At 67.9% G+C, this 22,046-nt stretch carries 22 protein-coding genes; 11 read left to right on the top strand and 11 right to left on the bottom strand.

The window, feature by feature from the left end:
- Positions 1-2: 2 nt before the first annotated feature.
- A complete protein-coding gene (locus BLU08_RS10215) occupies positions 3-413 on the top strand; it encodes a DUF3035 domain-containing protein (protein ID WP_090201253.1) in 411 nt (136 codons plus the stop codon).
- Between the two features lie 127 nt (positions 414-540).
- Here BLU08_RS10215 and BLU08_RS10220 read toward each other — a convergent pair whose 3' ends face one another.
- On the bottom strand, positions 541-1,857 hold the full coding sequence (locus BLU08_RS10220) for a hemolysin family protein (RefSeq protein ID WP_090199190.1): 1,317 nt from the start codon (positions 1,855-1,857) through the stop codon (positions 541-543).
- A 238-nt stretch (positions 1,858-2,095) separates the two neighbouring features.
- Here BLU08_RS10220 and BLU08_RS10225 point away from each other — a divergent pair, with 238 nt between their 5' ends.
- On the top strand, positions 2,096-2,791 hold the full coding sequence (locus BLU08_RS10225) for an OmpA family protein (protein WP_090199194.1): 696 nt from the start codon (positions 2,096-2,098) through the stop codon (positions 2,789-2,791).
- A gap of 73 nt (positions 2,792-2,864) precedes the next feature.
- Here BLU08_RS10225 and BLU08_RS10230 read toward each other — a convergent pair whose 3' ends face one another.
- Positions 2,865-3,641, bottom strand: a complete 777-nt coding sequence (locus tag BLU08_RS10230; protein WP_090199198.1) for a 3'(2'),5'-bisphosphate nucleotidase CysQ — start codon at positions 3,639-3,641, stop codon at positions 2,865-2,867.
- 144 nt (positions 3,642-3,785) lie between these two features.
- Between BLU08_RS10230 and sucC the strand changes: the two genes are divergently transcribed.
- The 5 genes from sucC (at position 3,786) to BLU08_RS15235 (ending at position 8,418) form a co-directional block, all read left to right on the top strand.
- Positions 3,786-4,985: an ADP-forming succinate--CoA ligase subunit beta gene (gene sucC / locus BLU08_RS10235; RefSeq protein WP_090199200.1), complete on the top strand. Its 1,200-nt coding sequence runs from the start codon at positions 3,786-3,788 to the stop codon at positions 4,983-4,985.
- 360 nt (positions 4,986-5,345) lie between these two features.
- Positions 5,346-6,092, top strand: a complete 747-nt coding sequence (locus BLU08_RS10240) for an electron transfer flavoprotein subunit beta/FixA family protein (protein WP_090199202.1) — start codon at positions 5,346-5,348, stop codon at positions 6,090-6,092.
- Between the two features lie 33 nt (positions 6,093-6,125).
- Positions 6,126-7,055 (top strand): electron transfer flavoprotein subunit alpha/FixB family protein, encoded by a 930-nt coding sequence (locus tag BLU08_RS10245; protein WP_090199205.1) that lies wholly within the window; start codon positions 6,126-6,128, stop codon positions 7,053-7,055.
- Positions 7,056-7,177: 122 nt separating this feature from the next.
- The gene (locus BLU08_RS10250; RefSeq protein ID WP_090199207.1) at positions 7,178-7,681 is read left to right on the top strand and encodes a hypothetical protein; all 504 of its coding nucleotides are present in this window, start codon (positions 7,178-7,180) and stop codon (positions 7,679-7,681) included.
- Positions 7,678-8,418 carry a hypothetical protein gene (locus BLU08_RS15235; protein WP_157674522.1) on the top strand — a complete coding sequence of 247 codons (741 nt, stop codon included), beginning with the start codon at positions 7,678-7,680 and terminating at the stop codon, positions 8,416-8,418. Before BLU08_RS10250 ends, BLU08_RS15235 begins: the two co-directional genes overlap by 4 nt.
- A gap of 17 nt (positions 8,419-8,435) precedes the next feature.
- Here BLU08_RS15235 and BLU08_RS10260 read toward each other — a convergent pair whose 3' ends face one another.
- The 6 genes from BLU08_RS10260 to BLU08_RS10285 all read right to left on the bottom strand — a co-directional run bounded on the left by BLU08_RS10260 (position 8,436) and on the right by BLU08_RS10285 (position 15,978).
- Positions 8,436-9,656 carry a DUF445 domain-containing protein gene (locus tag BLU08_RS10260; protein ID WP_090199213.1) on the bottom strand — a complete coding sequence of 407 codons (1,221 nt, stop codon included), beginning with the start codon at positions 9,654-9,656 and terminating at the stop codon, positions 8,436-8,438.
- A gap of 117 nt (positions 9,657-9,773) precedes the next feature.
- A complete protein-coding gene (locus BLU08_RS10265) occupies positions 9,774-13,316 on the bottom strand; it encodes an efflux RND transporter permease subunit (protein ID WP_090199216.1) in 3,543 nt (1,180 codons plus the stop codon).
- Between the two features lie 56 nt (positions 13,317-13,372).
- On the bottom strand, positions 13,373-14,599 hold the full coding sequence (locus BLU08_RS10270; RefSeq protein ID WP_090199218.1) for an efflux RND transporter periplasmic adaptor subunit: 1,227 nt from the start codon (positions 14,597-14,599) through the stop codon (positions 13,373-13,375).
- Between the two features lie 251 nt (positions 14,600-14,850).
- A complete protein-coding gene (locus BLU08_RS10275) occupies positions 14,851-15,114 on the bottom strand; it encodes a GlsB/YeaQ/YmgE family stress response membrane protein (RefSeq protein WP_090199221.1) in 264 nt (87 codons plus the stop codon).
- A 133-nt stretch (positions 15,115-15,247) separates the two neighbouring features.
- On the bottom strand, positions 15,248-15,547 hold the full coding sequence (locus BLU08_RS10280) for a DUF1153 domain-containing protein (RefSeq protein ID WP_090199223.1): 300 nt from the start codon (positions 15,545-15,547) through the stop codon (positions 15,248-15,250).
- Positions 15,547-15,978, bottom strand: coding sequence for a hypothetical protein (locus BLU08_RS10285; protein ID WP_090199225.1), 432 nt, complete (start codon positions 15,976-15,978; stop codon positions 15,547-15,549). The genes BLU08_RS10280 and BLU08_RS10285 overlap by 1 nt, the downstream gene beginning before the upstream one ends.
- Before the next feature lie 157 nt (positions 15,979-16,135).
- On the opposite strand from BLU08_RS10285, the gene mnmA reads away from it, so the two are divergent.
- Complete coding sequence (gene mnmA / locus BLU08_RS10290) at positions 16,136-17,305, top strand: tRNA 2-thiouridine(34) synthase MnmA (RefSeq protein ID WP_090199227.1); 1,170 nt, start codon at positions 16,136-16,138, stop codon at positions 17,303-17,305.
- A 3-nt stretch (positions 17,306-17,308) separates the two neighbouring features.
- Here the strand turns inward: mnmA and BLU08_RS10295 are convergent, their stop codons facing one another.
- On the bottom strand, positions 17,309-17,680 hold the full coding sequence (locus BLU08_RS10295; protein ID WP_369816779.1) for a hypothetical protein: 372 nt from the start codon (positions 17,678-17,680) through the stop codon (positions 17,309-17,311).
- Between the two features lie 35 nt (positions 17,681-17,715).
- On the opposite strand from BLU08_RS10295, the gene BLU08_RS10300 reads away from it, so the two are divergent.
- Positions 17,716-18,876, top strand: a complete 1,161-nt coding sequence (locus BLU08_RS10300; RefSeq protein WP_090201257.1) for a serine hydrolase — start codon at positions 17,716-17,718, stop codon at positions 18,874-18,876.
- Positions 18,877-18,983: 107 nt separating this feature from the next.
- Here the strand turns inward: BLU08_RS10300 and BLU08_RS10305 are convergent, their stop codons facing one another.
- Positions 18,984-19,814 carry a PhzF family phenazine biosynthesis protein gene (locus BLU08_RS10305; protein WP_090199229.1) on the bottom strand — a complete coding sequence of 277 codons (831 nt, stop codon included), beginning with the start codon at positions 19,812-19,814 and terminating at the stop codon, positions 18,984-18,986.
- A 9-nt stretch (positions 19,815-19,823) separates the two neighbouring features.
- Positions 19,824-20,516, bottom strand: a complete 693-nt coding sequence (pdxH, locus tag BLU08_RS10310; RefSeq protein ID WP_090199231.1) for a pyridoxamine 5'-phosphate oxidase — start codon at positions 20,514-20,516, stop codon at positions 19,824-19,826.
- Between the two features lie 18 nt (positions 20,517-20,534).
- Between pdxH and BLU08_RS10315 the strand changes: the two genes are divergently transcribed.
- Positions 20,535-20,978 (top strand): hypothetical protein, encoded by a 444-nt coding sequence (locus BLU08_RS10315; RefSeq protein ID WP_157674523.1) that lies wholly within the window; start codon positions 20,535-20,537, stop codon positions 20,976-20,978.
- Positions 20,979-21,049: 71 nt separating this feature from the next.
- The gene (locus BLU08_RS10320; protein ID WP_090199235.1) at positions 21,050-22,045 is read left to right on the top strand and encodes a DnaJ C-terminal domain-containing protein; all 996 of its coding nucleotides are present in this window, start codon (positions 21,050-21,052) and stop codon (positions 22,043-22,045) included.
- Position 22,046: the final 1 nt, after the last annotated feature.

Below are 22,046 nucleotides of genomic sequence, written 5' to 3' on the forward strand. Positions count from 1 at the left end.
TCATGCACACCCTGAAAACCGCCATCCTGCTCGGTTCGGCCAGCGCCATGCTCGCCGCGTGCGGCGGCGGCGGGCTGTTCAATCGCGACCGGCCGGACGAATTCGCCGTGCAGCGGCAGGCGCCGCTCGTGGTGCCGCCCGATTTCAGCCTCACCCCGCCCGAACCCGGCGCGCCCCGCCCGGCCGAAGGCACGGCGAGCGAGCAGGCCCTGGAAGCCCTGTTCGGCGGCCCCGCGCAGCGCAGTCAGATCGAAAGCAGCGCGCTCGATCGCGCGGGCAGCGCGGCGCCCAGCATCCGTTCGCTGGTCGGGGACGAGCGGACCAACACGGTCGCCAAGGGCCGCGTCACCCGCGACATCATCGCCGCGCCCGAAGGCGACGGCCAGAACGCGCAGACGCTCATTCCGGGCTGAACGGCCTGAACGATTGCTTCGGATGAGGCACGCCGCCCGGCGCGCCCTCTCCCCGCTCGTGCGCGCCCTCGCTCGCAGCCCGGCAGGTGTGCGTCGCGCGCCTCGCCTTCGGCGGGTTTGCGGCCTCTCAGGCGTCCTCGGGCTCGTGCTCGGGCACGCGGCTCACCAGGAGCTTGTCGATGCGGCGGCGGTCCATGTCCACCACTTCGAAACGCCAGCCCTGGTCGGTGAAGGCCTCGCCCTCGACCGGGAGCTTCTTCAGCACCGACAGGACATAGCCCGCCGCAGTGCCGAATTCGCGGTGGTCGCCATATTCGAGGCCGAGCCGGTCGGCGAGTGCGTCCGCCGAAAGCGCGCCCGAGACGAGCAGCGAGCCGTCCGCCCGTTCGACCACCTGCGGGCTCTCGCCCTCGTCCCGCTCGCTCGCGAAATCGCCCGCGATCGCGGTGAGGAGGTCGACCGGCGTCACCACGCCTTCGAAATGGCCGTATTCGTCGTGGACCAGCGCGAGCGCGATGTCGGCCGATTGCAGCACGCGCAGGGCATCCATCGCATCGAGCTGGTCCGGCACGACTTCGGCCCGGCGGATCATGTCGCGGATCGAGACCGCCTCCCCCTCGACGATCCGGGCCAGCACCTCGCGCACCTTGACGAGGCCGAGGATCGCGTCGGGCGAGCCTTCGGCGACCGGCAGGACCGAATGGGGGCTCGCCGCGATCGTCTCCTGGATATGCCGGCGGTCGGCATCGGCGTCGATCCAGTCGACTTCGGTGCGCGGCGTCATCATCTCGCGCACGGGCCGTTCGGCGAGACGCACGACGCCGGTGAGGATCTGGTGCTGCTCCGCCTCGATCACGCCCGAGCGGGTCGCCTCGGCGAGGATCATGCGCAATTCGTCCGAGGTGACGGGCGACTGTCCCTTCGGCGTGATCCCGAACAGCGCCATCACCGCCGCCGAGGACTTGTCGAGCACCCACACCAGCGGCGCCGCGATGCGGGCGAGCCAGTCCATCGGCCGCGCCATGATCAGCGAGATCGGCACCGCCGCCCGCAGGGCGAGCTGTTTGGGCACGAGCTCGCCCACGACGATGGTGAAATAGGTCGTCAGCGCAATCACCAGGGTGAAGCCCAGTTCCGCCGCGATGTCGCCCGGCACGCCTAGAAAGACGAGCCGCTCGGCAACCGGCAGGCCCAAGCTCGCGCCCGAATAGGCGCCCGCGATGATCCCGATCAGCGTGATCCCGATCTGCACGGTCGACAGGAACTTGCCCGGTTCGGCCGCCAGCGCCATCGCGACTTCGGCGCTGGCCGATCCCTCGTCCTTGCGCGCCTTGAGCGTCGAGGTCCGGGCCGAAACGATCGCGAGCTCCGACATGGCGAAGACGCCGTTCAGCACGATGAGCGCGGCGATGACGAGGAGGTCTTGCCAGGGAAAGGGTGTCACGACGCGGAGAGCTAGCACAATTACGCCGCCATGCCAGCGGGCAAAAACCGGCGGCCGCGCGAAAGCGCTGTCACCGGCGGATTTGCGGGGCTAACGTGTGGCGCGCGACCGATCGCCCATGACCACCGGGTGTGCATCCCGGGGACGACGAGGCGGAACAAGGGGTCGGTTCCGCGGCTTGTAAGGCAAGACTCGCCGCGCTTGGCCGCGCGGCACGACAGAGAGTGGAGGACAGAACATGAAGATTTCTCGGATGCTTCTGGGCGGCACGGCCGCCCTCGCGCTAATCGGGACGAGCGGCTGCGTCACCGATCCCAACACCGGCGATCGCAAGGCTTCGCGCACCGCGCTCGGCGCCGGGATCGGCGGCACGCTCGGCTACCTGCTCGGCGGCGCGATCGGCGGCGATGCGGCGCGCATCATCGGCGCGGGCATTGGCGGTTCGGCCGGCGCGGTGATCGGCAAGCAGTATGACGACCAGATCCGCGAACTCGACGAACTCACCGAAGGCACCGGGGTCGAGGTCGAGGAAGTCGGCGACCAGGAGGCGATCCTGCTGCGTATGCCCGACGGCGTGACCTTCGCGAGCGGCTCGGCCCAGATCAATCCCGGCTTCTACGACACGCTCAATTCCGTGGCGGACAATCTCGTCAACTATCCCAACAGCCTGATCGACGTCTACGGCTTCACCGACACGACCGGATCGGATTCGCTCAACCAGCGCCTGTCCGAACAGCGCGCGCAGGCGGTGGCCGATTACCTTTCGGCGCGCGGCGTGGCGCGCAGCCGCCTCGCCACGCAGGGCTATGGCGAGCAATACGACTACCTGCGGGTCAAGACCGAGGACGGGGTGGACGAACCGCTCAACCGCCGGGTCGAGATCAAGATCATCCCGATCTCGCAGGACGACGTGGAGGCCGCCCGCAGCAACTGACGTGCGTGGGGGCGCCGCGGCGCCCCCAACATCGTCGCCCCGCACCCCGAAGGCCGGCCCGATTGAACCCGGGTCAGCGCAGCGCCTTCGCCCTTTCGGCAAGGTGCCGCACGGTCGCCTCGTGGATCCCGGGCGCGCAGACCAGCACCCCGAAATCGCGCGGGTCGTGCTTGTTGTAGTCGAGCGGCCGGCCGAAGGCGTCGCTCACCCGCGCGCCCGCCTCGCGCGCGATCAGGGTTGCAGCGGCCACATCCCATTCGAAGCCCCAGCGCAGCGTCGCGACGAGATCGGCGCGGTCGTCGGCGACCATCGCGATCCTGAGCGCGATCGAATTGGGCTTCTCCACCGCGACCAGCATCGAATCCTCTTCCGCAAGCCGGTCGACGGGCACCCGCGCGCCCGCGAACTCGGCGCGCGCGCTGGCCCTGAGCGGCGCATCGTTCAGCGTCGCGCCCTGGCCCGCCACCGCGCACCATTCCTCGCCTCGCGCGGGCGCGACCAGCATCCCGATCAGCGGCCGGCCCGCGCTCACCAGCGCGACCGAGATCGCCCAGCCGGTCCGCCCTCGTACGAAATCGCGGGTCCCGTCGATCGGATCGACTTCCCAGATGAGGCCGCTCCCGGTGCGCTGCTTGTCGTCGGCGGTTTCCTCCGACAGCCAGGCAGCCGCGGGAAGCAGCCGCATCAGCTCGCGCCTGAGGAAGCGGTCGACCTCGAGATCGGCCTCGCTCACCGGGTTGCCGGGCGTCTTGTCCCAGCTCGACAGGGCATGGCCCGCCCCCGGCCAGCGGGCATGGGCGATGCGGCCCGCCTCGCGGACGATCTCTGTGAAACGGGCCTTGTCGATCACGTCGGTGTTCTTCGGTCGGGGTGTGCTGCGGGGGGCATGACGGTCCCGACGCTTGGCCGTGCGAGAGACACTTTTCAAGCGCCCCGATCCATGCTTAGGCCCCGCCAAACTCCGCGAGCGACACGAACAAGGGATCGAAAGCTGATGAACGTCCACGAATACCAGGCCAAGGAACTCCTGAAAGCCCACGGGATCGCCGTGCCGGACGGCCATGCCGCGCTCAGCGTCGGGGAAGCGGTCGAAGCGGCGAAGAAACTGCCCGGGCCGCTCTATGTCGTGAAGGCGCAGATCCACGCGGGCGGACGCGGCAAGGGCAAGTTCAAGGAGCTGGCCGAGGATGCCAAGGGCGGCGTGCGACTCGCCAAGTCGATCGAGGAGGTCGAGGCCCATGCGAAGGAAATGCTCGGCAACACCCTCGTCACCGTCCAGACCGGCGCGGAGGGCAAGCAGGTCAACCGCCTCTACGTGACCGACGGGGTCGACATCGCGAAGGAATACTACTTCTCGCTGCTGGTCGATCGCGCCACCGGCCGGGTCGCCATGGTCGCCTCGACCGAAGGGGGCATGGACATCGAGACGGTCGCGCACGAGACGCCCGAGAAGATCACGACGATCACGATCGATCCCGCGCAGGGCTTCATGCCGCACCATGCCCGCGCGCTCGCCTTCGGCCTCAGGCTCTCGGGCGATCTCAACAAGCAGGCGCAGAAACTGGCGAAGCAGCTCTACGAAGCCTTCATGGCGACCGACGCCTCGATGCTCGAAATCAACCCGCTGGTCGAAACCGAGGACGGCAGCCTGACCGTGCTCGATGCGAAGATGAGCTTCGATTCGAACGCGCTGTTCCGCCATCCCGACATCGCCGAAATGCGCGACGAGACGGAGGAGGACCCCGCCGAGGTCGAGGCGAGCGAACATGATCTCGCCTACATCAAGCTCGACGGGAACATCGGCTGCATGGTCAACGGCGCAGGGCTGGCCATGGCGACGATGGACATCATCAAGTTGAACGGCGCCTTCCCGGCGAACTTCCTCGACGTGGGCGGCGGCGCGACGACCGAAAAGGTCACCGCGGCGTTCAAGATCATCCTCAAGGACCCGGCGGTGGAGGGCATCCTCGTCAACATCTTCGGCGGCATCATGAAATGCGACGTGATCGCCAACGGCATCGTGCAGGCGGCGAAGGACGTGAACCTGCAGGTCCCGCTGGTGGTCCGGCTCGAAGGGACGAACGTCGAGCAGGGCAAGGAAATCCTCGACAATTCCGGCCTCGCCATCGTCAGCGCCGACGACCTGGGCGATGCCGCGCGCAAGATCGTGGCCGAGGTGAAGCAGGCCGCGTGAGCTGTGCCGGGCGGGCGGGGCCGGTCCCCGTCCGCCCGCAGCCTCCCGCAACGAAGGACGGGCTCGCGCGCGGGCCGGCCATGGAGCTTGTCCCACTGTCCGCCGCTCCCCGCCCTCGCCCCGCTTTGCTGCGGCGCGGTGGCTGCAGCATTCGCCCCGCGCCGCGCAAAATCGGCACTTGACCTCGGCATGGGCGAGCGCAAGGACAGGCGCGCTGGCGCGGGTTTGCGCCCGGCCCGGAACCGCTTGCCTCGGTTGACGTTTACGTAAACGCCAGCTAGGGCGCGGCGCGAGAGTTTCGCCTTGGACCGCTTGGGGCCCCTATCCCGCGCGGCCGGGCCAAAGGGAAAGGAAACGCACATGAAGATCCTCGTCCCCGTGAAACGGGTGATCGATTACAACGTGAAGCCGCGCGTCAAGCCCGACGGTTCGGGTGTCGACCTCGCCAACGTCAAGATGAGCATGAACCCCTTCGACGAGATCGCGGTCGAGGAAGCGATCCGCCTCAAGGAAGCGGGCAAGGCCGAGGAAGTCGTCGCCGTCTCGATCGGCCCGGCCAAGGCCCAGGAAACGCTCCGCACCGCGCTCGCCATGGGCGCCGACCGCGCGATCCTCGTCGAAACCGACGAAGAGGTCGAACCGCTCGCCGTGGCCAAGATCCTCAAGGCGATCGCCGAGGAAGAGCAGCCCGGCCTCGTCCTGCTCGGCAAGCAGTCGATCAGCGACGATTCGAACCAGACCGGCCAGATGCTCGCCGCGCTGATGGGCCGTCCGCAGGGCACCTTCGCCAACACGGTCGAGGTCGACGGCGACACGATCACGGTGAAGCGCGAGATCGACGGCGGGCTCGAGACGGTGAAGCTGACGGCCCCGGCGATCGTCACCACCGACCTGCGCCTGAACGAGCCGCGCTATGCCTCCCTGCCCAACATCATGAAGGCGAAGAAGAAGCCGCTCGACACCAAGACCCCGGGCGATTTCGGTGTCGACATCGCGCCGCGCCTCACGACCACCAACGTCGCCGAACCGCCCGTGCGGCAGGCGGGCGAGAAGGTCGAGGACGTCGCCGCGCTGGTCGAGAAGATCAAGGCGCTCGGCATCGCGTAAGCGGGCAGCCACGCGCTAGAAAGGAAGAGACGGATGAACACTCTGGTTCTGGTCGAACACGACAATGCCAAGCTGAACGACGCGACCCTGCCGGTCGTCACCGCCGCATCGAAGCTGGGCGAAGTGCACGCGCTCGTCGCGGGCAAGGATTGCGGCGCGGTGGCCGAAGCCGCGGCCAAGATCGCGGGCGTCACCAAGGTGCTGAAGGCCGACGATGCCGCCTACGAGCATGGCCTCGCCGAAAACGTCGCCCCGCTCGCCGCTGCGGTGATGGAAGGCTACGACGCCTTCCTCGCGCCCGCCACGACTTCGGGCAAGAACATCGCCCCGCGTGTCGCGGCGCTGCTCGACGTGATGCAGATTTCCGACATCCTGTCGGTCGAAGGCGACAAGACCTTCACCCGGCCGATCTATGCCGGCAACGCGATCGCGACGGTCCAGTCGAGCGACCCCAAGCTTGTCATCACCGTGCGCGGAACCGCGTTCGAAAAGGCGGCGAACGAAGGCGGCTCGGCGGGGATCGAGGACGTGTCGGGTCCGGGCGATGCGGGCCTCTCGAGCTTCGTCAGCCGCGAGATCGCCAAGAGCGACCGGCCCGAACTGACCAGCGCCAAGGTCATCGTTTCGGGTGGCCGCGCGCTGAAAGACAGCGAAACCTTCGAACAGCTCATCACCCCGCTTGCCGACAAGCTCGGCGCGGCGATCGGCGCGAGCCGCGCGGCGGTCGATGCTGGCTATGTCCCGAACGATTACCAGGTCGGACAGACCGGCAAGATCGTCGCCCCGGAAGTCTACATCGCGATTGGCATTTCCGGCGCGATCCAGCACCTTGCGGGGATGAAGGACTCCAAGGTCATCATCGCGATCAACAAGGACGAGGACGCACCGATCTTCCAGGTCGCGGATATCGGGCTGGTCGCGGACCTGTACAGCGCGGTGCCGGAGCTGACGAACGCGCTGTAAGGGAAGTCAGCCCTGACTACACCATTAGGGCTCCGCTGTGGCGGGGCCCTTTCCCTTTCCGCTCTTTGGCTCGCACATCCAAAATCGTAGCGCAGCTGCTAGACTTGTGGCACTTGTTAGCCATGGCGGGGAATATCAGGGCCTTGGTGAGCAATTTGCTCGCCGCTGATAAGACACTTGAGGGCACGCCCGACTGGCGTGCTGTCGGGAATGGCGATGAGATGCGCCTACTTTTTCCAGTTTTCATCGGCGGGCAAAGCACGCAAGCAACGGTCGAGATTGACGCGTACCCTAACGCGCCGGTCGAGCGCTTTCGCATAATGCTCAACCTCGAAAAGTGCATTTGGCGGATCGACTTCAATGAGTACGAGCAACACATCAATCCGCTGGATACCTGGAGCGAGATCACCCCAAAGAGTTTCCGCGAGCCGCACTACCATTCATGGAGCGATAATGAGCGGTATAGCACGTCCAGTGCGTTACCCAAGAAGCTTCTGATCGCCCGCCCGTTGCCCGAGAGAATCCGGCAGTTCCAAGCGGCCTTTAGGTGGTTCTGCGGCGAGGTAAAAATTGCTCAACCACCTTCGCGTATGCTAATCCTTCCGCAGAGGACTAAGCTGCTATGATTGACGCCCTTAGCCTAGCTCAGGCCATCCGGGAAACAGTGTATGCCGTTCCGGCCGAGGACGGCTTACGCGCAGTCACTCAGTGTCTTTTCCCCTCAAATTCAAGTGTTGCTGTTTCCGTGCGTGGCGGCGGGAACGCCTTCGTAGTTTCGGATGATGGAGCGGCACTTTCTGAGATTGCAAGTTCTGGTGCGAGTGAGCGCCCCACCGACCGGCAGATTCGCTTAGCAATCGGGAAGCAGGGTTTGAAGGTTGAACAGGGAGTGATTTTTTCGCCTCCCGTTGCCGAAGCGGAGATTCCGTTTGCCGTGATGCTGGTCGCAAACGCAGCAAAGACAGTTGCAGACTGGGGGCTGGAGCACATGCGCTTTACGGCACCTCGGAATTTCCGCAGAGACCTTGCGGATCTCTTGCAGCGACATTTTCGCGATAACCTGAAAGAGGATCAGCAGATTTTGGGTAAGAGCAACAAGGCCCATAAATTTGGGCATGTGATCTACCTCCAAAACGAGAAAAAATTGCTTGTTGATCCAGTGGTTAATGACTCGTCGTCGATCAATTCGCGGCTGGTCGCCAACATGGACGTCAAAATGCTGAACGATCCAAATATCCAGCAATTGATTGTATTCGATGATCGTTTGGAGTGGTCGGCTTCAGATCTTCAATTGCTTTCGCTTGGGGGCCCGCTGATCGGATTCTCGCGTGCGGAAGCTGAGATTGAGCGGCTGGCAGCCTAGCCGAGCATTTAGCCCCCTCACATCACCGTCGTGATGAAGTGCAGCGTCATGCCGACGAGCCCGCCGACCAGCGTGCCGTTGATGCGGATGAACTGGAGGTCGCGGCCGACCGCGCCTTCGACCCGGCCGGTGATCGTGGTCGCGTCCCAGCGCTTCACCGTGTCCGACACCAGCGTCACGATCTGGTCGCCGTAGCGGGTCGCAACGCCCACGGCGGTGCGACGGGCGAAGCGGTTGATCTGGAGCTGCAGCCGCTCGTCCTGCTTCAGCGCCGCGCCCAGTTCGGCAAGCGCGCTGCGCATCTCCTCGCCCATGCCGCTTTCCGCATCGCGCGCGCGGCGGATCAGCGACCGGCGCAGGCGTTCCCACACCCCCATCCACCACACCGCCACCGCCGGATTGGCGAGCAGTTCGCGCTTCAGCTCCTCCACCCGCCCGCGCGTTTCGGGGTCGTGCTGGAGATCCTGCGCGAGCTTCGTCAGCCCCTCCTCGACCTTGTGCCGCAGCGGGTGGTCGGGATCGACCAGCACTTCGGCCAACAGCTTGTAGAGCCCGTCGAGCACGTTGGCGGAGATCGTCTTGTCCAGCCCGGCCCACCGCAGGACGGCGGAAACGCGTTCGTGGATGATCGCGCGGATCGTGTCCTCGTTGTCCTCCAGCGTCAGGCCCGCCCAGCGGATCAGCCCGTCGATCACCGGCTGGTGGCGCCGGCCGGCCATCATGCTCTCGATCATGCGCCCGGCGAGCGGCGAGACCTCGATCTTGGCGAGCTGGCCGGCAAGCCCCCTGCGCACCTGGTTGCCGAGCCGGTCGGGATCCAGTGATTCGAGCAGTTCGGCGACGAGCTCCGCCGCGCCTGCCGTGATGCGCGACCGGGCATCCTCTCCGCCGCGCTCCGGACTGGCGACGAGGAAGTCGCCGATCGCGCGGGCCACGTTCATCCCCGCCATGCGCCGGGCGACGACCGCGGGGGTGAGGAAGTTCTCGCGCAGGAAGGAGGCCATCGTGTCGGCGATGCGGTCCTTGTTCTGCGGGATGATCGCGGTGTGCGGGATCGGCAGGCCGAGCGGGTGGCGGAACAGGGCGGTGACCGCGAACCAGTCGGCCAGCCCGCCCACCATCGCCGCCTCGGCGAAGGCGTTGACATAGCCCCAGGCCGGGTGGTCGCCGACGAGGCCGTGGGTGGTGAAGAAGATCACCGCCATCGCGGCCAGCATGCCGGTCGCGGTCCAGCGCATCCGCCGGGCGCGGTCCGGGGTCAGGGGATGGCCGCCATAGGCACGGGATCCGGGGCTAATGCTCGCCATGACGGCCCTGATAGCGGGAGGATAGCGTCCGCGTCACGCCCGCAGAGGTCACTCCGCCGGTTCGACCCCGGGCGGAAGGCGCCGTGCCGGTGCGGCTGCGCCGCCCGGCGCCGGGGCATCGGGCCGCGGCCCCGCCGGCTGCGGCACGCCGCCCTGGGGCGGCGCGGGCCTGCCGTCGTCGCCGGGGCGATAGGTCAGCATCCGTTCGCGCAGCCACGGGCCGACCCGCTTCTCGAAGCCGTCGGCGAGGCTGAAGCCCGCCGGCACGATCAGCAGCGTGAGCAGGGTCGACAGCAGCAGGCCGCCGATCACCACGATCCCCATCGGCTGGCGCCATGCCCCGTCGCCGCTGAGCGAGATCGCGACCGGGACCATGCCCGCCGTCATCGCCACGGTCGTCATCACGATCGGCTGGGCGCGCTTGTGCCCGGCCTCCATGATCGCCTCGAGCTTGGAGGTGCCGCGGTCCATCTCCTCGATCGCGAAATCGATCAGCAGGATCGAGTTCTTGGACACGATGCCGAGCAGCAGCAGGATGCCGATATAGACCGGCATCGACTGGGGCATCCCGACCAGCCAGATCATCAGCACCCCGCCCAGCGGCGCGAGCGCGAGCGAGGTCATGTTGACCAGCGGGCTCATCAGCCGCTTGTAGAGCAGCACCAGCACCGCGAAGACCAGCAGCAGGCCCGAGATGATGGCGATGATCAGGTTCTGCACCAGTTCGGCCTGCCATTCCTCCTCGCCCACGACGTCGCGGATCACGCCGGTGGGCAGGTCCTGCAGGACCGGCAGGGCATCGACCTGCGCCTGCGCCTCGCCCTTGAGCACCCCGCTCGCGAGGTCCGCGCCGACGAGGACGCGGCGGCTCTGGTTGTAGCGCTGGATCGTCGTTGGCCCGGAGCCGAACTCGATCTCCGCGACGCGGCCAAGCGGCACCGAACCGCCGCCCGCGGTCTGCACGGGGAGGTTGCGGATGTTGGTGAGGTCCCCGCGCGCCTCGTCGCTCAGGCGGACGGTGATCGGGATCTGGCGGTCGGCCAGCGAGAAACGCGCCGCGTTCTGCTCGATCTCGCCGAGCGTGGCGATGCGGATCGTCTGCGACAGGGCCGCGGTGGTCACGCCGAGTTCGGCCGCGATCTTCTCGCGCGGGGTGATGATGATCTCGGGCCGGTTGAGGTCGGCGGCGATGCGCGGCGCGACGAGCGTGTCGAGCCCCTTCATCTGTTCGACCAGTTCGAGCGCGGTTTCCTCCAGCAGTTCGGGATCGGACCCGGCCAGCATCACCGTGATGTCGCGGCCCGAACCGAAGCCCGCGCTCTGCGACTGGAAGCGCACCCTTGCATCGGGGATCTGCGCGAGGGCCGGGGCCAGCTCGCGCTCGAACTCGATCGAGCTGCGTTCGCGGTCGTCGGTGAGCTTGACGAAGATCGACGAACTCGCGCCCAGCCTGATGCGCTGGAGCTGGCGTTCGACCTCGGGTTCCTGTTCGAGCCTTTCGGCGACTGAATTGACGATCCGCTTGGTCTCCGCGAGCGTGGTGCCGGGCACGGTCTCGATCTCGACGCGCGAATTCTCTTCGTCGATGGTCGGCTGGAACTGGGCCGGGATCTGGCCGAACAGCAGGATCGTCACCAGCAGCGAGAACCAGCCCACGCCCAGCATCCACACGCGGTGGTCGTAGAAGCGGGCCGTGAGGTAACGCATTCCCTGCCCGAACCTGCCGCCGGCCCCGCCGGCAAGCTCGACCAGTTTGAACACGCCCCACCCGGCGAGGAAGGCGATCGCCGAAGTCAGCAGGACGATCACGATCTCGAAAGTCTTGGCGACGATGTGGTGGAGCGTGCCGTAGGGGTCGCTCGACACCGCGCCCGCGACCTTTTCGGGCACTCCCAGCCCCGTGAGCAGATCGAACACGGTGAACATCGCAAGGCCGGTCGCCAAGAGCAGCAGCACGACCGTCAGCAGCAGCGCGATCATGTAGAGCCAGCGCGAGCGCGGCCCCTCGATCCCCGCGCGGCGCGCGGCCATCTTGCCGGTGTCGAGCGTCCAGCCGAGCACCGCCATGTAACGGTCCATCCACACGCCTTCGCCATGCGCGCCCTGGCCCTGCGCCTTGAGGAAATAGGCCGCCATCAGCGGCGTCACCATGCGCGCGACGGCGAGCGACATGAGCACCGCGACCACCACGGTCAGGCCGAAGTTCTGGAAGAACTGGCCCGACACGCCCGGCATCAGGCCGACGGGAAGGAACACCGCGACGATGCAGAAGGAAGTCGCGACCACCGGCAGGCCGATCTCGTCCGCGGCGTCGATCGACGCCTGGTAGGCCGATTTGCCCATGCGCATGTGGCGCACGATGTTCTCGATCTCCACGATCGCGTCGTCGACCAGCACGCCCGCCACCAGCGCGAGCGCGAGCAGCGAGAGGAAATTGAGGTTGAAGCCCAGGAGGTCCATGAACCAGAAGGTCGGGATCGCCGAAAGCGGAATGGCGACTGCCGAGATGAAGGTCGCGCGCCAGTCGCGCAGGAACAGGAACACGATCACCACCGCGAGCAGGGCGCCTTCGACCAGCGCCCACATCGAGGAGGTGTACTGGTCGCGCGTGTAATTGGTGCTGGTGCCCAGCCGGATGAACTCGATCCCGTCGAACTCCTGTTCCATCGCGTCCATTTCGGCGAGCGCCGCGTCATAGACCGCAAGGTCGGATGAGCCGCGCGCGCGGTTCATCAGGAAATTGACGACTTCCTTGCCCTCGACCTCGCTCAGCGAGGTGCGCTCGGAATAGCCGTCGCGCACGCGGGCGACGTCGGAGAGCCGGATCGTGCGCCCGCCGCCGAGCTGGATCTGGCGCTGCGACAGGTCGTAGGCGGTAGCGGCATTGCCGAGCACGCGCAGCGACTGGCGCGTCCCGCCCAGTTCGGTGAGGCCGCCCGCCGCGTCGAGATTGGTCTGGCGCAGCACGTTGTTGACCTGCGAGGCGGTGACGCCCAATGCCTGCATCCGCTGCGGATCGAGGATCACCTCGATCTCGCGGTCGACCCCGCCGAACCGTTCGACCTCGGCCATGCCGTCGATCTTGAGCAGGCGCTTGGAAACCGTGTCGTCGATGAACCAGCTCAGTTCCTCGATCGTCATGTCGTCGGCCTCGACCGCGAAATAGCCGATCGGCTCGCCGACCACCTGGACCTTCTGGACGCGCGGTTCGAGGATCCCGTCGGGCAGCTGGCCGCGGATCGAATCGATCGCGGTCGTGACCTCGCTCACGGCCTCGATCAGGTCGGTGCCGATCTCGAATTCGACGAAGGTGACGGACGATCCCTCGGCCGCGGTCGACTGGATCGAGTTGACCCCGTTGATCGAACGAACGGCGGCTTCGACCCGCTGCGTGATCTGGTTCTCGATCTCCACCGGGGAGGCGCCGGGCTGGGCGATGTTGACCGTGACCGCGGGGAAATCGACGTCGGGGTTGTTGGTCACGTCCATCCGCAGGAAGCTGACGACCCCCGCGAACAGCAGCGCGGTGAACAGCACCAGCGGAATGACCGGGTTGCGGATCGACCAGGCGGAGATGTTGCGAAGGCTCATTCGAAGCTCACTCTATGTCTGTCGCGGCCTGCACCAGGGGGAGGTGGGCCGGATCGTCATTGCCGCACGGTGTCGAGCGACGCGCGGCGTTCCTGCGGCCCGGCGCGGCGCGGATTGACCGTCTCGCCCGGGTTGAGGAAGCCGCCCGCCTTGAGGACGATTTCCTCCTCCCCGCTCAGGCCCTCTAGGATCGCGATGCCGTCCGCGGTCACCATCCCGGTGCGAACGCCGACCCGCCGGGCCTTGTTCTCCTCGTCGACGACGAAGACGAAGGCGCCGTCGTCATCGGCCAGCACCGCGCTTTCGGGAAGGACGGTGGCGATCACCGTGCCCGAGCTGATCCGGGCCGTGGCAAAGCCGCCGGGACGCAGTTCGGGCGCGAAGGGAAGGGCGATGCGCGCCGTGCCCTGACGCGTCTGGGAGTCGATCACCGGAGACAGCTGCCACACCTGCCCGGCGAACTGCTTGTCCGAACCGCTCGGCACGACCGTGGCCGGGACGCCGACCGAAAGACTCGCCAACTGGTCCTCGCTGACCTGGGCCAGCACTTCCATCTCGCCGCCGCGCGCGATCCGGAACAGGGCGGAACTGCCCGCGCCGACCGTCTGGCCGGGCTCGACATTGCGTTCGAGCACGTAGCCCGAAGCGGGCGCGATGACGTTGAGCCGGGCGTTGCGGGCCTGCAATTCCTCGAGCTGGGCCTCGGCGACGCGCACCCGGGCAACCGCCGAATCGCGGGTCGCGCGCAGGCGGTCGACATCGGCCTTGGAGACGAACCCGCGCTCCACCAGTTGCAGCGCGCGATCGAGATTGGCTTCGGCAAGGTCCGCATCGGCGCGCGCCACCTCGACCTGCGCGGCCAGCGCGTCGGCCTGGCGGCTCTGGACCGAACGGTCGATCACCGCGAGCACCTCGCCCGCGCGGACCCAGTCGCCGGCATCGACGCGCACGTCCATCACCTGCCCGCCCTCACCCGCGATCCCGACCGGCATCGGCCGGCGCGCGGCGACCGTGCCGGGCACTTCGAGCGTGCCGTCGATCGTGGTGCGGCCGGGGACCACCACGCTCACCACCGGGGCCTGCGACGTGTCGTCGGCGGTCGGCGCGGGCTCTCCGCCGGCAAGCGCGAAATAGGCGGCGATCGCCAGCAGCAGGGCGAGCAGGCCCGCGCCACCGATCAGCAGCCAGCGCAGCACCGGGGACGGGCGCGTGCCCTCGCCCGCGGCGACATCCGCCGGGACGCGGTCGGCCGCCTCTGCCGTGATGGTGGTCTCGTAATTCATCGCCGTTCCCTCATGACCGGCCGACCTCTTCGTCGATCGCGTTCGGCGATCGCGGGTCGGCACCGGTCCCGGCCGCCCGGATCGGGCGCCCGCTTCATGACATAGTGTATTATATGCCTAAGGCACTTTGGGCAACATACATAGGCACCGGGCCGCGCGGCGGCAATGCGCGGTTCGACTGATGACTTGGGTCCTAGACGAAGGTCGAGCGCATCGGTTCCGCCCGCGCCGGCCCGCACCGCTGCCGGGCGTCAGCGCAGCCGGCCGCGCTGGATGAAGTTGAGCACCCCGAGCAGGATGACCGCCCCCACGAAGGCGGCGAGAAGCGCGCCCACGTCGGTGACGTCGCCGATGCTGCCGCCGCCGAAGAAGGAGAACACGCCATTCCCGATGAAGGAACCGACGATCCCGACCACGATGTTCCAGAAAATGCCCATCTGTGCATCGCGGTTCATGACGAGGCTGGCAAGCCAGCCGATCACGCCGCCCATGACGATGAAGACGATGAATCCCATGCGCTCACCCTCCAGCCGGGGTTCGCGCCGCCCTGCCGCGCGATTCCGCCCCGCCCGACGCCTATAGCGCATCGCGCGCCGGGCCTGAACCCGGCGCGCGGTCATTTGCGATGGGACGCCGGGAACGGCGCAATCAGAAATTGAGCTGGCGCTCGTACTTGTCGCGGTAATACTGGATCTTGGTGACGCGCAGCCCGTGCATGCCGACCCGGTCGACCGCGCGCTGCCACGAAGCGAACTCCTCCAGCGTCAGGCCATAGCGCTCGAGCGCCTCGTCCAGCGTCAGCAGTCCGCCATTGACCGCCGCGACCACCTCGGCCTTGCGGCGCACGACCCACCGCTTCGTCTGGGGCGAGGGCAGATCGTCGAGCGTGAGCGGCTCGCCTAGCGGGCCGATCACCTGGGCGGGGCGGATGTCCTGGTTCTCAATCATTAATCTTCTCTCGCATCGCCTGTTGCCGCATCCCTTTCCTTTGACCGAAGGATGCCGTGCGAGGCTTTGCGAGCCTCTAAATCATCGGGGTTAACAGGCCGTTCCCCATGTTCGAGAGCGGCAAAGTAACGCGCAGCCGCATCCCCGAAGCTCGCTGCGGTGGCTTCGATGTTGAGCTTGGCGTCGCGGCGCAGCAGCACGCGCAGGTCGCGCGCCGCGCCGAGCCGGGCGTTGAGCTCGCCCCAGTCGATCGCGCGCAGGGCGTTGCCGCCGCGGCCCGAGCCAAGGCCGGCGCCTTGCACGTCTTCGTGCCCGGCGCGCTCGGGACGAGCGCGGGCGATCGCGACTTCGCGCACCGGGCCGGAGCGCGCTTCGCCACCGGCGCCGAGGTCGGGCGCCTGCGGAAGGATGGAATTGACCTTTTCGAACATGTGGGGCGTTCTAGGGCGCGGTTCTCAAGATGTGGTAAAACCCGAATTTACCAGCGCTTAGGAATACCGCTTGGCAAACCGTGAACCACGCCGGAAAGCGCCGGTTCGCGGCAGGCTGGAACCCGCGCGCGTCCTTCCCTATATGCGCGCACGTCCCATGCACACCGCCACCCGCCTCGAGGCCGGCCCGATCCCGGGTCACGAAGCCGCTTCGCTGTTCGACCTCCCGCGCCCGGCGGCCGAATGCCGGATCGTCGTCGCCATGAGCGGCGGGGTCGATTCGTCGGTGGTCGCCGCGCTCGCCGCGGCGAGCGGGGCGGAAGTGATCGGCATCACCCTCCAGCTCTACGACTATGGCGCGGCGACCGGGCGCAAGGGTGCGTGCTGCGCGGGCGACGACATTTCCGACGCGCGCGCGGTGGCGGACCGACTCGGCATCGCGCATTACGTCTTCGACCACGAAAGCGCCTTTCGCGAGGACGTGGTCGACCGCTTCGCCGACGAATATCTCGCCGGGCGCACGCCGGTGCCCTGCATCCGCTGCAACATGGGGCCGAAATTCACCGACCTGTTCCGCATGGCGCGCGAACTGGGCGCGGATTGCCTCGCGACCGGGCATTATGTCCGGCGCGTCCCAGCGAAAGGCGGCCCGCACCTCTACCGTGCGGTCGATCCCGCGCGCGACCAGTCCTATTTCCTCTACGCGACGACTCAGGCGCAGCTCGATTTCATCCGCTTTCCGCTGGGCGGCCTGCCCAAGCGCGAGGTGCGCGCCCTTGCCGAATCGGCGGGCCTGCGGAACGCGGCGAAGCCCGACAGCCAGGACATCTGCTTCGTGCCCGACGGCGATTACGCGAAGATCGTCACCAGGCTTCGCCCCGAAGGCGCCGCGCCGGGTGACATCGTGCACGCCGTCACGGGCGAAAAGCTGGGCGAGCACCCGGGTATCGTCCATTTCACCGTCGGCCAGCGCAAGGGCCTCGCGATCGGCGGGCAGCCCGAACCGCTTTACGTGATCGGCGTCGATGCCGAAACCCGCGAGGTCCGGGCCGGGCCGCGGCGCCTGCTCGCCGTGACGAGCGCCATGGTGATCGAGACCAACGCGATCGGCGATGTTCCCGGCGAAGGGCTCACCGCCAAGGTCCGCTCGATGGCGAAGCCGGTGCCGGTGACGCTGGACGGCCCGCTCGGCGGCGGGGCGAGCACGCGCATCCGCTTCGTCGAACCGGAATACGGCGTCGCACCCGGGCAGGCGGCGGTGATCTATGCCGGGGAACGCGTGGTCGGCGGCGGCTGGATCGATTCGACCGAGGCCGTCCGCGCCTGAGGCCTAGCCCTTCCAGGGTTCGAGCACGCAGCCATAGCCTTCGCGGTAGGTCGCGGTCGTATCGGTGACGAAGGGAAACCGCGCGGTGACGCTCTTCGCCTGCTCGTCGTCGGCCAGGGTGACCAGTTCCATCCCGGCAAGCCTGTCCTTCGCGCAATCCTCGAGGCTGCGTCCGGCGACGAAGCGGCACGAACAGGCGACTCGCGCGGCGTAGGAGGTGCCGACATCGGCATAGCCCCCGATCGGTTCGCGCCAGGCGATCGCGGCGGCCGCGATGGTGCCGACCACCAGCAGCAGGAACCACACGCCAAGGCGCGATCCGGGGGAGCGTTTCGGGTTTGCCCTGTTCGAGCTTGTCCTGTTCGAAATTGCCATTGCCAAGCCTGAAGGGTTCGGGGATTGGGAGCGCGATGACGCATCGCTCCCTGTCTATTAGGCGCGCCCACCCGCTCGCGCCAGCCCCTCTTCTGCCCGCCCTTGCCCTGCTCGCCGCCTGCGGCGCGTCCGGCCCGGCCGAACCCGCGCCCCTGACCGAAGAGGCGCGCGCCGCCGTTACCGACAAGGCCGGCGCCCCCAGGGAACAGCTCGCCCGCGAAGTCGACGACCTGTTCGCGCTGGAAGGTCTCGGCGAGACGCGCGCCGTCGTGGTGATGGCGAACGGCGAACTCGCCGCGGAACGGTATGGCGAAGGTTACGATGCCGACACGCGTTTCGTCAGCTGGTCGATGGCCAAGACCGTGACCGCGGTCATGATCGGGATGCTGGTCGCCGACGGGTTGCTCGGCCTCGACGCGCCCGCCCCGGTCGAGCTGTGGCAGCGCCCCGGCGATCCGCGCTCCGCGATCACGCTGCGCCACCTTCTCCAGATGCGTTCGGGCCTGCGCCATACCGAAAGCGGCGATCCGCCCTACGAAAGCAGCGAGGTGCGGATGCTGTTCCTCGACGGGCGCGACGACATGGCGAAATGGGCCGAGGAACAACCGCTCGAGGCGGAGCCGGGCGAGTATTTCGAATACTCCTCGAACACCACCGTCATCCTCGCCGACATCGCGGCCGATGCGCTGACCGGGAGCGACGATCCGGAAACGCGGCGCAAGGCCGTCGCCGATTTCCTTGAAGCGCGCCTGTTCGCACCGCTGGAAATGGCTTCGATGGTCCCCGAATTCGACGCCTCGGGCACGCTGATCGGCGGCAGCCTGATGCACGCGACCGCGCGCGACTGGGCGCGTTTCGGCGAATTCCTGCGCCGCAAGGGCCGCGCGCCGGGGGGCGAACAGCTCGTCCCCAGCCGCTGGGTCGAGGAAATGGTGACGCCGAGCCCGGCATCGCCGCATTACGGCCTCCAGACCTGGCTCAACCGGCCGGTCGAGGGGCTCGAATTCCCGCACCCGCTGTTCCCCGACCGCGCGTCGCAGGACCTGTTCGCGCTGATCGGCCACATGGGGCAATATGTCCTCGTCGCACCCGACCGGCGGCTGACCATGGTGCGGCTCGGCCATTCCAACGGGGAGGAGCGGCGCGCCATGCTCCAGCAGGCGGCCGACGTGATCGAGCTCTATCCGGAGCGCTGAGTGCCTCCAGGCACTCGGCGCGGAGCCCCCGCGCAGGCGGGGGCCTCGTTGAGCTTGGCGGCGGATAGGCTGGAGGTCCCCGCCTCCGCGGGGACTCGCAGGAGGGGCTAAAGCCGGAAAGTCCCCTCGACCACCGTCACGCAGGGACCGCCGAGCCAGGCGCGCTGGTCCTTGCCCTCGCCCTCCAGCCGCATGGTGAGCTCCCCGCCGCGCTGCGATGCCTGGTGCGCGCGCAGTTCCCGCCGGCCGAGCCGCTCCGCCCAGAACGGGGCGAGCGCGGCGTGGGCGCTGCCGGTCACGCTGTCCTCGTCCACCCCCCAGGCGGGGACGAACACGCGGCTGACCACGTCGTAATCGCTCTCCTCGTCCGCCGGGGCGGTGCAGATCGCCATGAGGTCGATGTTCCGCAGCGCCGCCATGTCGGGGGCGAGGCCGCTAACCTCGGCTTCGGACTGGAGCGCGACGATCGCGGTCTGCTCGGCCCCGTACCACGACACGAAGACCTCCCCGCGAAAGCCGATCGCGGCGAGGAGATCGGGATGCGAATCGCGCTCGACCAGCGTGACGGGAAGCGCGAGTTCGTAGCCCTCGCCCGCTTTCACGACTTCGAGCACGCCCGCCTTGCGGGTGCGGAAGGTGACTCGGGTTCCCTCGCCGAAACGCTCCGCATCGGACAGGACCACGTGCCCGCTCGCAAGCGTCGCATGGCCGCACAGCGCGACCTCGGAGGTCGGCGTGAACCAGCGCAGTTCCCAGTCCGCCTCGCCCGTTTCATCGCGCACGAGGAAGGCGGTCTCGGCGAAATTGTTCTCCTCGCCGATTCGCTGGAGCACTTCGTCGGGCAGCCATTCCCCGAGCACCATCACGGCCGCCTGGTTGCCGCGGAAGGGGGCGGCGGCGAAGGCATCGACGTGCCAATAGGGTATCGTCCCGGTCATCGAAGAACCTCAGGGATAAAGCAGCGTGTCGCTCCAGCCGAGCGCGTCGCCCGCGCCGGTGAGCGTGAACAGGCGGCGGTCGTGGAGGCGGTTGTCGCGGTCGCGCCAGAACTCGATCCGCTGCGGCGACAGGGTGAAGCCGGTCCATTCGCTCGGGCGCGGGACCCTGCCCTCCTCCTGGTGCTTTGCCCAGATCGCCTTGACCCGGTCGATATAGGTCTGCCGCGTGTCGAGCGGGCGCGACTGGTCGCTCGCAGCGGAGCCGACCTGGCTCTTGTAAGGGCGCGAGTGGAAATAGGCATCGGCGCGCGCGGGCGAGACTTCGGTCAGCGGCCCTTCGATGCGGACCTGGCGGCGCAGGCTCTTCCAGTGGAACAGGAGGCTGGCCTGCATGTTCGCGCGGATTTCCCCGCCCTTGCGGCTGCCGGCATTGGTGAAGAAGGTGAAGCCGCCGCCGATCACGCCGTAATCCGCGCCTTCTTCGGCCCCGTGGCCCTTGAGCAGGACCATCCGCACCGAGGGTGCGCCGTCGGGCGTTGCGGTCGCCAGCGCCATGGCGTTGGGATCGTTGATCTCGCTTTGCTGCGCCTCGGCGAGCCATTGCGCGAAGAGCACGAAGGGATCGGCGCCTGCCGGAATCTCGCTGTCGGCGAGCTGGGCGGAATCGAGGCCGGTTGATGCGAGGCTGTCGGGGGAGGTCATGGAGCGGCTCCGGAGGGCATGGTGATCTGGGCCGAGCGCATATCACACGGTCCGCAAAAGGAAATCCGCGCCGGGTGCGCGGGTTCCAGCGAGCGCGCGCTATTGCGTTGCATGCGGCCCGGGGCTAGCCCCGGACGCGTGACGCCGACGATGATTGTCCTTCTCTTCGCGCTCCTGCTGGCGGCCCTGGCCTATTGCGCGTGGCGGGTCGCGAAGCTCTTCCTGCGAGGATGGAAGGACCGCGTGTGGATCTGGCGGGATGCCAACCGGGCGGGGTTCTTCCTGCTGGTCCTCGCGGTCCTCCAGGTGCACGCATGGGCGATCCGCGAGGATTTTGCCACGGCCCTCGCCTTCGCCCTTCCCTTTTGCCTTGTGCTTCTTTGCGGGCCCTATCTCGCCTATGGCTGCGGCCGCCTTTGCGGCATGTGGGGGCGCGTGCGGGGCGAGGGGCGCGCGTCCTGAGCCGAAACAAGCTGTTCGCCGAGGTCGCCCCAAGCTTGCGCGGCTGCGCTGTTGCACCTAGCTAACACGCCATGTCCGACCCTTACCGCACCCTTGGCGTGGCGCGCACCGCCTCCGAAAAGGAGATCAAGAGCGCCTATCGCAAGCTCGCCAAGGAGCTTCATCCCGACCGCAACAAGGACAATCCGCAAGCTGCGGAGAAGTTTTCGGACGTGACCAAGGCCTATGATCTCCTCTCCGACAAGGACAAGCGCGCGCGGTTCGACCGGGGCGAGATCGATGCCGAGGGCAACCCGCTCAACCCCTTCGCCGGCATGGGCGGCGGCGGTCGCGGGTTTCGCGGCGGATACGGCGCGGGCGGCCCGCGCAGCGGCTATCGCGAGCAGGACGGCGCGGGAATGGGCGGCATGGGGCCGGAGGACCTCGATCTCAGCGACCTTTTCGAAGGCCTGTTCGGCGGCGGCCGCGCGCGCGCCGGAAGCGCGGGGCCGCGCGGATTCGGCCAACGCCCGCCGCCACCCCCGCCGCGGCGCGGGGCGGACATCCACTACCGCCTTGCCGTGCCCTTCACCGATGCCGCATCGGGCCGCGACCAGCGCATCACGCTGGCCGACGGCAAGGCGATCAACCTGAAACTCCCCGCCGGGGTCGAGACCGGCACGCAGATGCGCCTCAAGGACAAGGGCCATGCCGGGCCGGGCGGCAATGGCGACGGGATCGTCACGGTCGAGGTCGGCCCGCACCCCTTCTTCCGCCGCGACGGGGACGATATCCGCATGGACCTGCCGATCACGCTCGACGAGGCGGTGCGCGGCGGCAAGATCAAGTGCCCGACCGTCGACGGCCCGGTGATGCTGACGGTCAGGCCGGGCACGCAGGGCGGGACCGTGATGCGGCTCAAGGGCAAGGGCTGGACCAGGAAGGGCGAGAAGGTCGGCGACAAGCCGGCCCGCGGCGACCAGTTCGTGACCCTCGAGATCCACCTGCCGGCGGACCTTTCGTCGCTCGAGGAAAGGCTTGGAGACTGGGTCGACACTTCGCAGCCGCGCAAGAAGTTCGGCCTCTGAA

It is taken from the genome of Erythrobacter sp. HL-111, from assembly GCF_900105095.1.
In the GTDB taxonomy this organism is placed as follows: domain Bacteria; phylum Pseudomonadota; class Alphaproteobacteria; order Sphingomonadales; family Sphingomonadaceae; genus Erythrobacter.